The organism is Stutzerimonas sp. VN223-3, from assembly GCF_045999685.1.
GTDB classification, from domain to species: Bacteria; Pseudomonadota; Gammaproteobacteria; order Pseudomonadales; family Pseudomonadaceae; genus Stutzerimonas; species Stutzerimonas stutzeri_AR.
Genome location: NZ_RBEC01000001.1, coordinates 969,818 through 983,602 on the forward strand (window position 1 = coordinate 969,818; position 13,785 = coordinate 983,602).

The 13,785-nt window shown below is 60.9% G+C and carries 12 protein-coding genes; 8 read left to right on the forward strand and 4 right to left on the reverse strand.

The window, feature by feature from the left end; all coding sequences use genetic code 11:
- Positions 1-122: 122 nt before the first annotated feature.
- On the reverse strand, positions 123-1,160 hold the full coding sequence (locus tag D7241_RS04525) for an AraC family transcriptional regulator (RefSeq protein ID WP_408100475.1): 1,038 nt from the start codon (positions 1,158-1,160) through the stop codon (positions 123-125).
- The gene (locus tag D7241_RS04530; protein WP_408100476.1) at positions 1,157-2,167 is read right to left on the reverse strand and encodes a carbon-nitrogen hydrolase; all 1,011 of its coding nucleotides are present in this window, start codon (positions 2,165-2,167) and stop codon (positions 1,157-1,159) included. The genes D7241_RS04525 and D7241_RS04530 overlap by 4 nt, the downstream gene beginning before the upstream one ends.
- Positions 2,168-2,383: 216 nt before the next feature.
- Here D7241_RS04530 and D7241_RS04535 point away from each other — a divergent pair, with 216 nt between their 5' ends.
- The 5 genes from D7241_RS04535 (at position 2,384) to D7241_RS04555 (ending at position 8,539) form a co-directional block, all read left to right on the forward strand.
- Entirely contained in the window at positions 2,384-4,414 is a 2,031-nt protein-coding gene (locus D7241_RS04535) for an FAD-dependent oxidoreductase (RefSeq protein WP_408100477.1), read from the forward strand.
- Positions 4,415-4,460: 46 nt separating this feature from the next.
- Positions 4,461-4,901 carry a nuclear transport factor 2 family protein gene (locus D7241_RS04540; protein WP_408100478.1) on the forward strand — a complete coding sequence of 147 codons (441 nt, stop codon included), beginning with the start codon at positions 4,461-4,463 and terminating at the stop codon, positions 4,899-4,901.
- 189 nt (positions 4,902-5,090) lie between these two features.
- On the forward strand, positions 5,091-6,452 hold the full coding sequence (locus D7241_RS04545) for a chromosome partitioning protein ParA (protein ID WP_408100479.1): 1,362 nt from the start codon (positions 5,091-5,093) through the stop codon (positions 6,450-6,452).
- A 50-nt stretch (positions 6,453-6,502) separates the two neighbouring features.
- Positions 6,503-7,408 (forward strand): 1-aminocyclopropane-1-carboxylate deaminase/D-cysteine desulfhydrase, encoded by a 906-nt coding sequence (locus tag D7241_RS04550; protein ID WP_408100480.1) that lies wholly within the window; start codon positions 6,503-6,505, stop codon positions 7,406-7,408.
- 24 nt (positions 7,409-7,432) lie between these two features.
- A complete protein-coding gene (locus tag D7241_RS04555) occupies positions 7,433-8,539 on the forward strand; it encodes a cyclic nucleotide-binding domain-containing protein (RefSeq protein WP_408100481.1) in 1,107 nt (368 codons plus the stop codon).
- A gap of 11 nt (positions 8,540-8,550) precedes the next feature.
- Here the strand turns inward: D7241_RS04555 and chrA are convergent, their stop codons facing one another.
- Complete coding sequence (gene chrA, locus D7241_RS04560; protein ID WP_408100482.1) at positions 8,551-9,771, reverse strand: chromate efflux transporter; 1,221 nt, start codon at positions 9,769-9,771, stop codon at positions 8,551-8,553.
- A gap of 100 nt (positions 9,772-9,871) precedes the next feature.
- A complete protein-coding gene (locus D7241_RS04565; protein WP_408100483.1) occupies positions 9,872-10,804 on the reverse strand; it encodes a DUF1853 family protein in 933 nt (310 codons plus the stop codon).
- A 208-nt stretch (positions 10,805-11,012) separates the two neighbouring features.
- On the opposite strand from D7241_RS04565, the gene D7241_RS04570 reads away from it, so the two are divergent.
- From D7241_RS04570 to D7241_RS04580, 3 genes are read left to right on the forward strand one after another with little or no spacing between them, the layout of a single operon-like run.
- Positions 11,013-11,900 carry an NAD(+) kinase gene (locus tag D7241_RS04570; protein ID WP_255981896.1) on the forward strand — a complete coding sequence of 296 codons (888 nt, stop codon included), beginning with the start codon at positions 11,013-11,015 and terminating at the stop codon, positions 11,898-11,900.
- Positions 11,900-12,859, forward strand: a complete 960-nt coding sequence (locus D7241_RS04575; RefSeq protein ID WP_408100484.1) for a metallophosphoesterase — start codon at positions 11,900-11,902, stop codon at positions 12,857-12,859. Before D7241_RS04570 ends, D7241_RS04575 begins: the two co-directional genes overlap by 1 nt.
- Entirely contained in the window at positions 12,860-13,726 is an 867-nt protein-coding gene (locus D7241_RS04580) for a rhomboid family intramembrane serine protease (RefSeq protein ID WP_408100485.1), read from the forward strand.
- Positions 13,727-13,785: the final 59 nt, after the last annotated feature.

Sequence of the window (13,785 nt, forward strand, 5' to 3'; positions counted from 1 at the left end):
AGCACATTTGACTCCAGCAAGAGGAACGCTCCTATGGATGACTATCAGGACGAAATTCTCGAATGGCACGCGGCAGAGCAGGACGGCCTTGAACCTGCCGAAGACGCGTTCGAGCTTTAATATCAGCCGGCGTGCCGCTGCGCGCGCCGATATTCCCCGGGTGTCTGCCCACTCCAGCGCTTGAACGCACGTTGAAAAGCCTCCGCAGAGGAGAAGCCGAGTAGCCAGGCGATTTCGCCGAACGCCGATTCGGTATCGCGAATGTAGGCCATCGCCAGGTCGCGTCGCGTGTCATTGAGGATGGCCCGATAGCTGGTGCCTTCTTCTTCCAACTTGCGGCGCAGCGTCCAGGGCGGAAGCTGCAGACGATTGGCGATCTGCTGCAAGTCCGGCTCCTGGCCCTTGAGCATCGGCCCCAAGAGTTGCGTTACCCGCTCATGGAGGCTGCGAGTGCGGGTGCGCTGCTCCAGCTCCGCTTCGCAGAGTTCCAGCAGCTGGCGCCAGGTGCCGGGACAATGCTCGGGGTTGCGCAATGCAAGCGTGGCCTTATCCAGCCGAAGTTGATTGTGCTCGGCACCAAACATCACGGGTTTCGCGAAAAACGCTTCATAGGATGCGGCGTAGTCGGGGCGGTCGAATTCGATCTGAACCGCGGCAGGCGACAACGGACATGCCGCAATCGCCCTCAGCTGAGTGATCCAGCTGGCCAGCACGGTATCCACGACGAACCGGTTGTAGCCGTTGTATGGGCTGATCGAATAGAACCGCAACCAGGCACCTTCGGCGTCTTCATGAAACCCTGAGGCGCCACGGTAGTTGGACGTATACAGCGGCTCGTAGCGAATCAACGTACGCGCCGCTTCACGAACAGTCGGCGCCTGGGTCGAAGTAACGCCAACCAAGCCGAGATGTCCGGCTTTGCGCAGCCGGCCCATATCCAGCCCCAGGCCCGGATCGCCAGTCATCTGTATAGCCGCGTGACCGAGGCGCATGTACCGCGGGATCGACAGACGGGCATGCGGCTCCGAGAGGCGTGCCAGATCCAGTCCGTACGCTTCCAGCAGTGGTTGCGGGTCTATCTGTTTCTCCTGCAGCGCGCTGCTCAGGCTGTGCACGAATCCTACCGAGAGATCACCGAGCCGTACTCGCTGCCGGTTCATGACCGCTCCGGCAGCCAGAGATTGTTCAGTTGCACCGGCTCGCTATGGTTGTGTCGTGTAGGTCTGTGGGGTGAGCCGACCAGATTCCAGGGCAATCCGAGCGTACGCACTTCCATGCGCGGCAGCTCTGTGCCCGTTGGGGCGGTGGCTGCGCAGGCACTGGACGGATCGTCTCGTGCGCCTGGTACGGCGAGCAGTTCGGCATCGGCTGGAACGGAGCGGGTGTAGCCATCGCAGCCGATCAGCACAGTCAGTCGACCAGCGGGCGTCTGCAACAAGGTCCCCGGCTGGTCGGTCGATGCTTCACTGTAGCGCTGCTCGTAACGACTGAGCATCATCTTGTGTTGCAGTGGTCCGATTGGTTCGCCACTGGCGGCGAAGCTCAAACTGACCTGCCGGAGTGGACCGTCGCCGATCAGCAAACGACCGTCTTCAAGGCGAGGTTCCGGAAGCACGATGGAGCCCGCAACCAACGTCACGCCATAATCCCTTGCAAGGCCGCCGAAGATGAGTTGATAGTCATCGGCCATCTGTCGCGCCTTGATCTTCAGAGCCGCCTCCGTGCGGCGGTCGTCGCCTTCGTTGTTGAACAGCGCACGGAGATAATCCCAAGGGTTGCTCAGCGCCATCCATTGCATCGCATCGCGCAGCGTACGCGCCTGCTGAACCTCGGGTTTCTCGCCGAGGGCGAAGAGACCGGTCCCAACATGCTCGGGCAGCACGACAACGGTGCGTGCGTTCAGCAGCCCGGCATCGCGCGCCTGGTCGAGGTAGGTGGCGAACTTCAGCTGCAATCGCTCGCGACTTTGATAGTCGGCCGGCACCAGTCGGGTTTCGATCCCGAGCAGATTGCCGGCGGTTCCCGGTTGCCCTTGGATACTTATGGGTAGTGTGCGTAAGTCCGACAGTAAGGGGCCGCTGCGCCGATCACGCGTCCAGTCCAGGTAGATGACTATTGCGGCAATGGCGAGTACCGCCAGGCCGAGCAGCTTGGTATGGGTGCGCATGACAATTACTTTTTGGGTGAGCCAAGAGACTAGGCATCTGCCGTTCGCTTGCCAAGCCTTTTGTGCATTAGGATCAGAGAGTTGTCATTTCGAATCATTGAGCGCTCGGTGTCGCCTGTTTATCTTCGCGGCATAGCGACCACGACCCGACGAGGCGTGGCGGCCCTACCGTTGCATACATGGCACGAGCCTGTGCCGTCTGATCGAGGAACGAACATGACTGCCTTTCCGCATCTGCTGGCCCCGCTGGACTTGGGCTTCACCACGCTGCGTAATCGCACGCTGATGGGCTCGATGCATACCGGTCTCGAAGAAATGCCCAACGGGTTCGAGCGCATGGCGGCGTTCTTTGCCGAGCGTGCCCGCGGTGGTGTCGGCTTGATCGTCACCGGTGGCGTAGGGCCGAATGAAGAAGGTTCGGTGCGTGCCGGCGCGGCCAAGCTGTCCACCGCCGAAGAAGCCGAAGAGCACAAAATCGTTACCCAGGCCGTGCATGAGGCGGGCGGCAAGATCTGCATGCAAATTCTCCATGCAGGCCGTTACGCCTACAGTCCACAGTCGGTGGCGCCAAGCGCCATCCAGGCACCGATCAACCCCTTCACGCCGCGCGAGCTGGATGAAGAGGGCATCGAAAAGCAGATCCGCGACTTCGTCAATTGCGCCAGCCTGGCCCAGCGGGCAGGGTATGACGGTGTCGAAATCATGGGATCGGAAGGCTATTTCATCAACCAGTTCCTGGTCGCCCATACTAACCATCGCAATGATCGCTGGGGCGGCAGCTACGAAAACCGGATGCGCTTGCCGGTGGAAGTCGTTCGCCGCGTGAGGGAAGCGGTGGGACCGGAATTCATCATCATCTATCGCTTGTCCATGCTCGACCTGATGGAAGGCGGCAGTACTTGGGATGAGGTGGTGGTACTGGCCAAAGCCATCGAACAGGCCGGCGCGACGCTGATCAACACTGGCATCGGCTGGCATGAGGCGCGCATCCCGACCATCGCAACCAAGGTGCCGCGCGCGGCCTTTACCAAAGTAACGGCGAAGCTGCGCGGCGAGGTCGGCATTCCGCTGGTTACCACCAACCGCATCAACACCCCGGAAATCGCCGAGCAGGTGTTGGCCGAAGGCGATGCCGACATGGTGTCCATGGCGCGACCTTTCCTCGCCGATCCGGATTTCGTCAACAAGGCGGCGGCTGATCGCAGCGATACCATCAATACCTGCATCGGCTGTAACCAGGCCTGTCTCGATCACACGTTCGGCGGCAAGCTGACTACGTGCCTGGTCAATCCTCGCGCCTGCTACGAGACCGAGCTGAACTACACTCCCACCGCGGCGGTGAAGAAAATTGCGGTGGTCGGCGCGGGCCCGGCTGGTTTGGCGGCGGCCACGGTCGCTGCCGAGCGTGGCCACCACGTAACGCTGTTCGACTCGGCCAGCGAAATCGGCGGCCAGTTCAACGTCGCCAAACGTGTGCCGGGCAAGGAGGAGTTCTACGAGACCCTGCGCTACTTCAATAGCAAGCTTCAGAGCACAGGCGTCGATCTGCGTCTGAATACCCGCGCCAGTGCTACCGAACTGCTAGCTGGCGGCTACGACGAGATTGTTCTCGCCACCGGTATCGCACCACGCACGCCTGAGATTCCGGGAATCGAGCACCCAATGGTAATCAGCTACCTCGATGCGATTCTGCAGCGTAAGCCAGTGGGCCAGCGCGTCGCGGTGATTGGCGCGGGCGGCATAGGCTTCGATGTGTCTGAGTTCATCACTCATCGTGGCCAGTCGACCAGTCTGGATCGCGAAGCATTCTGGAAGGAGTGGGGCATCGATCTTGGGCTGGAGGCACGCGGGGGGGTTGCCGGTATCCAGCCGGCACCGCATGCACCGGCGCGCCAGGTGTATCTGCTGCAGCGCAAGAAATCCAAGGTGGGTAACGGACTGGGCAAGACCACCGGATGGATTCACCGGACCGGTCTGAAGAACAAACAGGTGCAGATGATTAGCGCCGTGGAATATCTCAAGGTCGACGAGACCGGTCTGCACATCCGTGTTGCCGACGGCGAGCCGCAGGTGTTGCCAGTGGATACGGTGATCATCTGTGCCGGGCAGGATCCGTTGCGTGAATTGCAGGCTGAGCTCGAAGCAGCTGGGCGCCATGTGCATTTGATCGGTGGAGCGGATGTGGCCGCCGAGCTGGATGCCAAGCGCGCGATCAATCAGGGCTCACGCCTTGCGGCCGAGATCTAGTTTCCAAGCCCCGCTCCGAGCGGGGCTTTCTCTACAGGAGCATTGCATGAGCGCATCTCTATCGCTGCAACCCGCCGCTGCTACCAGCCTGCAGTGTTGGCATCGAATGATCGAGACCCGGGATCTCAGCGCTCTACCCGAGCTGCTTCATTCGCGGGCGGTGTTTCGCTCTCCGATGGCGTACAAGCCTTACGAGAGCGCGGCGGCCGTCAATCTGATCCTCAACACCGTGATCAAGGTCTTTGAAGACTTCGCCTATCACCGCGAGCTAGCTAGCGCTGACGGCTTGAGCGTAGTGCTGGAATTCAGCGCACGCGTCGGTGACCGACAACTCAAGGGTATCGACCTGATTCGCTTCGACGAGTCCGGGTTGATCATTGATTTTGAAGTCATGGTGCGTCCCATGAGCGGTCTGCAGGCGCTCGGCGACGAAATGGCTCGGCGCTTGGCGCCTCAGCTTGCAGCGCTAAAGCCCCGATCAGCTTAATCCCAACCCTGTCACAATTTACCGGCGGCATCTATTTGGGTTGGTCCGAACGCCAAGTTCGCTGCCAACCCAGTCACATTGCCGGTTTCGCTTTTTCCCCTAAACTTGCGCCGACCATGGGACTGCGGCGTCGATGCGCTCGCTATCTCAAAAACTCGCTGGCCGTTCATGCTGTTGAGGATGCCGAGCATGCAGAACAAACCGCAGACGGTCGAAGCCGTGCTGTTCTTCAATGATGGCGGCGTCTGCAAGGAAATGCTTTATCCGGAATTCGAGGCCATGCTCGACGGAGTCGTGAGCATGCCGGAGTTCGCCGACCAGCAAATGCGTGTCGCCTACGTGCTGGTCAATGCCCGCCTGCAGATTCGTGCGGCGGTGTTCTTTTATCTCGATTTCAACGAAGACGGTTCGGCAGATAGTGGCTGGAATATCCCGCTGCGCAATCTGGCCGAGCGCACAGGGCGCGGACCGGATCTGGGTGCCGGGCCGATTCGCCTGGCCTGTCGTAGCCAGTGCCCGGTGTCCTGGCACCAGATGCACTTATGGGATCCGGAGCTGACCCAGGGCAAAAACCACTTCGTCATGCTGCGTGACCGAATCAAGCGCAATCAACTGGGACTGCTGGTCGAGGACGAAGCGCCTCAGACCGTGCCTGCCGAGCGGTTGCAGATGGTCGCCGAGGAAACCTGGTACGCGCCTGACCCAGCCAAGGAAGTCGCCACCCGGCGAGCCGAAAAGCTCGAGCAGGAGCAACGGCTCAAAGCCGCCCAACTCATCAAGCAGCAGCGTTTGCGCATCGCCAGCCTTGAGCAACAGCGCGAAGCCGATATCGCCAAGCTGCGCGAATTGGCCGTGCAGCAACAGGCCAAACTGCAGGACGAAATTACCCAGCTACGCCTCGATCTGCACCAGCAGGAACAACGTGCCGCCGAATTGCGTGTACAGCTAAACGCCCAGGCCGAGGGCTTCCAAAAAAAACGTGAAGAGATGAGCCAGCAATTGCGCGCTTTGGAGCAGAACGGCCGCGCCGAAGCGGATGCCGCACGCGCGCAATTCGATAGCGAGATGCAAACGCAGATTGCAGCAGCGGTAGCCGAGTATAAGGAACAGGTGACGATCCGTAACGTTGAACTGGCCTACCGCAACGAGCTGGACAGCCAGTTACAGGATGAAATCGAACAGCTCCAGAAGCAACGTGATGCGCTTGCCGAGCAGAGTGGTGAGCGGGTACTGGAGCGGCTTTCACACATGGGCGTACTGTTCATGGCCTACCATCCTGGTGCCGGTCATCTGACCATCCCTCTGCAGGATATGGCGCGCTACCAGCAGAATCCTCTGGCATATGCTGCTGCCAAATGCGGCGTATCCGAAGAGCAGTACGGTCAGTGGGTCCAGCATTACCAACAACCGAGCTGCATTGCGACGCTGTCCAGCGGAGAGCGGTGCAGCATGCCGCTGGACAAAGTCGACTCACCCGGCCGCTTCGTTATCGGTGAGTCCAACTGCTGTGCCAGGCATCGGTCGCAAGGCCGGCTGCGCACCGGTAGCTGACGCGCTTGTCGGCGATCCCATCCAATTTCCCCGATTTAACGACAGCACCGTTGCAGCCAATCAATCTGCCCTGGCTGCAGCGAGCTGGCGTGCAGGTCGCCGTGCTGCGCCTGGATCTGGTCGATCCCGAGCTGTCCGGCAACAAGTGGTTCAAACTCGCCCATCATCTTCACGCAGCACATGCGGCCGGAGCGCCGGGGCTTATCAGTCTCGGTGGGCCGCACTCCAATCATCTTCACGCAATGGCGGCTGCTGCAAAGCGCTCCGGCTTTGTCAGCGTCGGCTTGCTGCGCGGCAACCCACGGCTGACGCCAACCATAGAGGACCTACAAGGCTTCGGCATGCAACTGCACTGGCTGGGCTACGGCGGTTACCGTGAGCGGCACCAGCCGGGATTCTTCACACCCTGGCTTGAACGATATCCGGGCTATTACTGCGTGCCTGAAGGCGGGGGCGGGCTGTCTGGGGCTCTGGGTTGCGCACCGCTGGTGGCCCACGTGCAGGAACAGCTTGCGGCTCTCGGCTGGGATGATCATGACGGTTGGTGGCTGGCAGCAGGGACCGGGACGACGCTGGCCGGGCTGGTCATCGGTGAGGCGGGACAGGCGCGCCGCCCGGTTTATGGCGCACTGGCCGGCCCGCCATCTCACGGCGTGGCGCAAGAAGTCTGCAGGCTTTTGAAGGAGGCTGGAATCGCTAATGACGGTTATCAGCTATTCGATGCGAGCCGCGGTGGTTTCGGCCGTTTCGACGAGCCGCTTGCCCGTTTTCTGTTCGAAACCGAGGTCGCAGGCCTGCCGTTGGAGCCGGTGTATACGGCAAAAGCGATGATGGCGTTGCGCCTTCACGTGGAGCGCGGTTATTTTGCCAAGGGCACGCGGCTCATCTTCATACACACCGGCGGCCTTCAAGGCCGACGAGCTGCCCAGACGCAACTGGACGAGCTGTTGCGCTGACTTATCGTTTTCTGGAAGCCAAGGATGAACAAGCCGCTGCGTCATGATCAGTTACGTAGTCTGATTCCGCTCAATGCGCTCTCGTCCTGTGGGGTCAAGGAGCTCCGCGACCAGCTAACGCCTCGCCCGCTGCTAGCTGGCGAGCTGTTGTTCGGTGACGATACAGAGGCTGGATCCAGCTATTTCCTTCTCGCTGGTGCCTTGTCCATGCAGGGCCCGGACGGCGAAGAGCGACGCATGGTTGCCGGTTCCCCGGAAAGCTGCCATGCGGTCAGCGTCGGCACTCGGTTGAGCAAGGTGTGGGCTCTGGAAGATTCCAGCGTGCTAGTGCTCGATAGCGCTCAGTTGAACCGCTTGCTGTCATGGCATCAGGCCAATGCCGATCTGCTGCTGGAACTGGCGACCGTCGGCGAGCTGACGGACTGGCTCGAGGAGTTGCTGGAAAAGCCACTGTTCGCCAAGGTGCCGCCGGAAAATGTGCGGGACATGCTGAACAAAATCGAATCGATCGAGTTGCCCGCCGGCCATGTGCTGTTGCGTGAAGGCGAAATCGGTGATTGCTGTTACTTCCTCAAGAGTGGACGTGCGGAAGTCATGATCGGCTTCGGTAACGAAGGGCAGGTGGTGGCGGAGCTGGACGTCGGCGCCTGCTTCGGCGAGGAGGCGCTGTTGACCGAGCGGCCGCGAAACGCCACCGTGACGCTTCTCGAGGATGCCTGTGTGCTGCGGCTGGCGCGCGAGGATTTCATTGCGCTGTTGAAGGCGCCGGTGGTTGCCGAGCTCAATCTTGCTGAGGCGAGCGGCTTGATAGCCAAAGGTGCGCAGTGGCTCGATGTCCGGTTGCTTGACGAATATCAGCACGGGCATGCGCCGCAGGCGTTGAACATGCCGCTGCACCTGCTACGCCTCAAGGTCCGCTTGCTGAAACAGGACCGGGTCTATCTGTGCTACTGCGATAGCGGCAAGCGCGGTGCCAGCGCGGTGTTTCTGCTGACCCAACTTGGCTTTACCGCCTATTCGTTGCGCGATGGCCTCGATGCGCTGTCCATGGATGGCTATACCGCTTTGCTCTGTGAGCAGGGCAGCGGCTACTTGGCGCGCTCCGGCGGCCGCACCGAACGTAGCGGCTAGACCCGATACGCTTATAGCAGCGCTGCGAGCATCCAGCCTGCGATGCCACCGACCAGCACCACCAGCCAGGGCGGGAGCTTCCAGACCATCAACGCGACGAGGGCGATCATCGCCAGAGCGAAGTCATCGGCACCGAAGATCGCATTGGTCCAGACCGGGTCGTACAGGGCGGCCAACAGCAGGCCAACTACCGCAGCGTTGACCCCACCCAATGCCGCCTGCATATGCCGGCTGGCACGCAGCCGTTCCCAGAACGGCATGACGCCGAACACCAGTAGAAACGACGGGATGAATACAGCAACCAAGCACACCGCGGCGTTTGCCAGGTTGCCGTTGCCACCACTCATCGAGGCACCAAGAAACGCGGAAAACGTGAACAGTGGGCCTGGCACCGCCTGAGTCGCACCGTAGCCGGCTAGAAAGGTGTCATTGCTAACCCAGCCGTTGGGTACCACCTCGGCCTGGAGCAGCGGCAGCACGACGTGGCCGCCGCCGAACACCAGCGCACCGGCACGATAGAAGGTGTCCAGCAATGCCAGCGACTGGCTTGCCGAGACGGCAACCAGCACGGGCAGCCCAATCAGCAATGCAAAGAACAGGATCAGGAAGAAGCTGGCTGTCGCTCGGCCGGTACGGGGCTGAAAAGGCATCGACGGCGAGCGCATGGATGGACGAAACAGGAGCAGCCCGATCATCCCTGCAATAACTATTATCCCGAGTTGTGCCCAGGCGTTGGGCACTACCAGTACGGCGCAGGCCGCAGCCAGCGCAATGGTGATCCGTGTTCCGTCGGTGCAGAGATTTCGCGCCATTCCCCATACGGCCTGCGCCACGACCGCTACTGCGACAATCTTCAGACCATGCAAGAGCTCATCCGGCAAGGCATCGCCCCAACTGGCAATGCCCAGCGCGAACAGCGCCAGAGCAATCGCCGAAGGCAACGTAAAACCGGCCCAGGCGGCCAACGATCCGCTGTAACCACCGCGCAGCAGGCCAATGGCAATCCCGACCTGGCTGCTGGCCGGTCCGGGTAGAAACTGGCAGAGCGCGACCAGGTCGGCATAGCCCGGTTCATCCAGCCAGCGACGCCGATTGACGAACTCTTCGCGAAAATAGCCGAGGTGCGCGATCGGGCCGCCAAAAGAGGTCAAGCCCAAGCGTAGAAACACCAGAAAGATGCTCCAGGCGCTTGAATGCGGTCGGTGGTCTGAATGGGCTTGGGCTGAGGACATCTGTTCGCTGTTCACGTTGCAGAAATGTCAGCATTGCTGACGCGATGGAGTGTGAAGTATGCAAATGACAGTTTGACGGCGAAAGACGCGCCTTCGCCGATCAGGTCGGCCAGGCGTCAGGGACGAGAAACAATCGCTCCTGCTCAAGCCAGAGATCATTCATGTCTGGTTCGAGGCGGACCAGCAGCTTTGCTTGGCGCTGGCTGTCCGTATCAGCGACCCAGCTGTCGAAATCCACGGGTTGCCAGACTTCGCTGTCGGCCAATCGAGCTGGCGAAAGCCAGGCGCTGCGGGGCAGGGGCTGCCAGCGCGCGTCGCGGTTACCATCGGTAAAGCCTCGCCAGTCGCAATGCCGCACCCATTTTCCGTAAAGATGTGACGGGTCGGCGCCTGCGGGCGGCTCGCAGCCGGCTGGCCAAGACTGGAACAGATAGCCGCCGAGCCAGAGCGCGCTGTCGATTTCGCAGCAGGTCAGCTCGCACAGCAGCGCGCGAGCATGAGGACTGGAGGAGAGCTGTAATTGATGCTCACAGAGGCGGCGCAATTTGATATCCAGCCGGTCATGGCTACCGGGGCCTAGCCAGTGGTCGTGTCGAGTACGGTCGCCATCATCCAGACCGAGGTAGAACTTCACCGCCAGTTCCAGGTGATGCACACCTTCGGTATCGCGCAGGACCAAATCCAGTTCACCCAGCGTGTGACCGCCTTGACGGATCGGTAGGTTGGCCACCAGCAGATCGATATCCGGTGCTTGGCAAAGCGCGAATTGCCAGAGGCTTTCGTAATACAGGCCCAGCCGGCGAATGCTGCGCTGCGCAAGCCAGGCCTGGAGCACGGCCGGCTGTGTATCGAGTAAGAGCAACCAGTCGGCGAGTTCGCCGGGTCGTTCGGTCCAGCGACTGGTCGCAAGCGGATGGCGTTGGGGCGATGGCGTATCTTTCAGCAGCGGCGGCGACAGCAACACCCAGGCAAGATCCCGCACCTGCGGGTGCAGCAACCTGGGCAATAACTCGGCAAGACAGGGGCGGTTCATGCACCAAGCATAGCCGGGATGGTTTGCTGCCACTTCGGGCTTTCGCTCATAATCGCGCAGCCGCACTGCAATGGGACTCGCACCAAGCGCGGTGTTGAACTCAAGCCTGCCCACGCGACACCAATCTAGTGCCTGTTACGCCCCGGCCGGCCAACGTCCCGTCGATTCCAGTCCGCCCGTTACCAGTCACGTCTATCAGGGAGCTTCAATGGACCAGTTCCGCAATATCGGCATCATCGGTCGCCTGGGCAGCTCCCAGGTGCTGGATACCATTCGCCGGCTGAAGAAATTCCTCGTAGAGCGTCATCTGCACGTCATTCTCGAAGAGAACATCGCCGAGGTGTTGCCCGGCCATGGCATGCAGACGTCTTCGCGGCAGCGACTGGGCGATTCGTGCGATCTGGTGATCGTCGTGGGCGGCGATGGCAGCCTGCTCGGTGCCGCACGGGCAATGGCCAAGCATCGTGTTCCGGTGCTGGGAATCAACCGCGGCAGCCTGGGCTTTCTCACCGATATTCGCCCTGACGAACTGGAAGAGAAAGTCGCCGAAGTGCTCAGTGGGCAGTACACGCTGGAGAACCGCTTTCTGCTCGAGGCCCAGGTCCGGCGCTTCGAGGAGTCCATCGGCGAGGGCGATGCGCTCAACGACGTTGTACTGCACCCCGGCAAGTCGACGCGGATGATCGAGTTCGAGCTGTATATCGATGGGCAATTTGTCTGCAGCCAGAAGGCCGACGGTCTGATCATCGCGACACCGACTGGCTCTACTGCTTACTCGCTTTCCGCCGGCGGGCCGATCATGCATCCACGTCTTGATGCGATCGTCATCGTGCCGATGTATCCACACACGTTATCCAGCCGGCCGATTGTGGTGGATGGCAACAGCGAGCTGAAAATCGTCGTCTCGCCAAACATGCAGATCTATCCGCAGGTGTCCTGCGACGGGCAGAACCACTTCACCTGTGCGCCCGGTGATACCGTCACGGTGCGCAAGAAGCCGCAAAAACTGCACCTGATACACCCGCTGGATCACAACTATTACGAGGTCTGCCGCACCAAGCTGGGCTGGGGCAGTCGCCTCGGTGGAGGGGAATAGTGATCGTCGATCCGGAGCGCAGCTACGACCTCATTGGGGACGTGCATGGTTGCGCCCATACCCTGATGCGCCTGCTTGATCAGCTCGGCTATCGCCAGCATGGCGATGTGTGGCGGCATCCGCGGCGACAGGTGATTTTCCTCGGCGACATTATCGACCGCGGGCCACGCATCCGTGAGGCGTTGCATCTGGTGCATGCAATGGTCGAGGCGGAGCAGGCCTATTGCATCATGGGCAACCACGAGTTCAACGCACTGGGCTGGTATACCCCGGCACCACCGGAAAGCGGCAAGGCCTTCGTTCGCGAACACACGCCGCGCTATGAGATGTTGCTGCAGCAGACGTTCGAGCAGTTCGAGCGCTATTCGGACGAATGGCAAGCGTTCCGCGAGTGGTTCATGGAGCTGCCGTTGTTTCTTCAGAGCGAGCGCTTCCGCGTGGTTCACGCCTGCTGGGACAACGCTGTCATCGATCAGCTGCGCCAGCGTTTAAGCCACGGGTGTGTTGACTCTGAGTTCTTGCGTGATGCCGCTTTCAGCGACGGGTTTGCTGCAAAGGCATTGGACCGCCTGCTACGAGGCACCGACATGCCTTTGCCGGAAGGCCTTACGCTGACCAGCGCCGAGGGATTCACTCGCAGCGTCTTTCGTACCAAGTTCTGGGAAGAGAATCCCAGGACCTACGGCGATATCGTCTTCCAGCCTGACGGCCTGCCGGAAAGAGCGGCCCGCCTGCCACTCAGTGAAACTCAGAAGAGCCGCTTGTTTCTCTACGGCCCCGATAACCCGTTGCTGTTCGTTGGGCATTACTGGCGTAGCGGTACGCCTGCGCCCATTCGTCCAAACCTGGCCTGCCTGGACTACAGCGCAGTCAAGTACGGCAAACTCGTCGCCTACCGGCTCGATCAGGAAACAAGACTCGACCCGGCGAAGTTCGTCTGGGTGAACGTGGAGCGATAGATGGCTGTTGTCGAGGCGTTGCGCCTGCCGTTGTCAGAGGATCTGAGTGGTTTCATTGCTTTGCTGCGACGCCTGCGGGTGCCTTGCCGGGTGTCCGAGGAGTCGGGCGAACAGGTCTTGCGGGTGCCTGCGGAAACTGTCGAGCAGGTCCAAGAGCTTTATCAACGCTACCCTCAAGGTGACGGCGCTGTGGTTGCCGAGCAGCCGCCACGCCGCGGCGACGGTTTCGTGGCGAGCTTGCGTCGAAGCCCGCTCACCGCTGCGGTGCTACTGCTGACGATGATCGCAGCCGCCATCACCATGCTCGGCGAGAACTTCGAGACTATCCGCTGGTTCAGCTTCAGCGATTTCCGCATCGACGGCGAATATGCCTATTTCGCCACCCTTGGACAGACTCTTGACGCGGGAGAATGGTGGCGGTTGGTGACGCCGATTTTCGTGCACTTTGGCTTCCTGCATCTGGCGATGAACTCCATGTGGTACTGGGAACTCGGACGACGCATTGAATACCGTCAGGGTGCGCTGATGCTGCTCGGATTCACGCTGCTGTTCGGTGTCGTGTCCAACCTGTCGCAATATCTGTTTGGCGGGCCGGGTATCTTCGGTGGGTTGTCGGGCGTCTTGTACGGGCTGCTCGGCCACTGCTGGCTGTTCCAGAAACTGTCGCCGGACGAAGCCTATCGCCTGCCACCCGGCGTGGTGGTGTTAATGCTGATCTGGCTGGTGATCTGCCTGACGGGCTTGATCGAGGTGGTGAGTTTCGGCGCATTGGCGATCGCCAATGCGGCCCATGTCGGTGGGCTGATTACCGGCTGTCTGACTGGCGTTATTGGCGGGCTGCTGGCGCGCCGCAGGGCCGCGACCTAGCGCAGCTGAAGCTGATCGAGTTTTTCCCTAAAGCGATGCCGCTCGGTAGAATGCGCGCT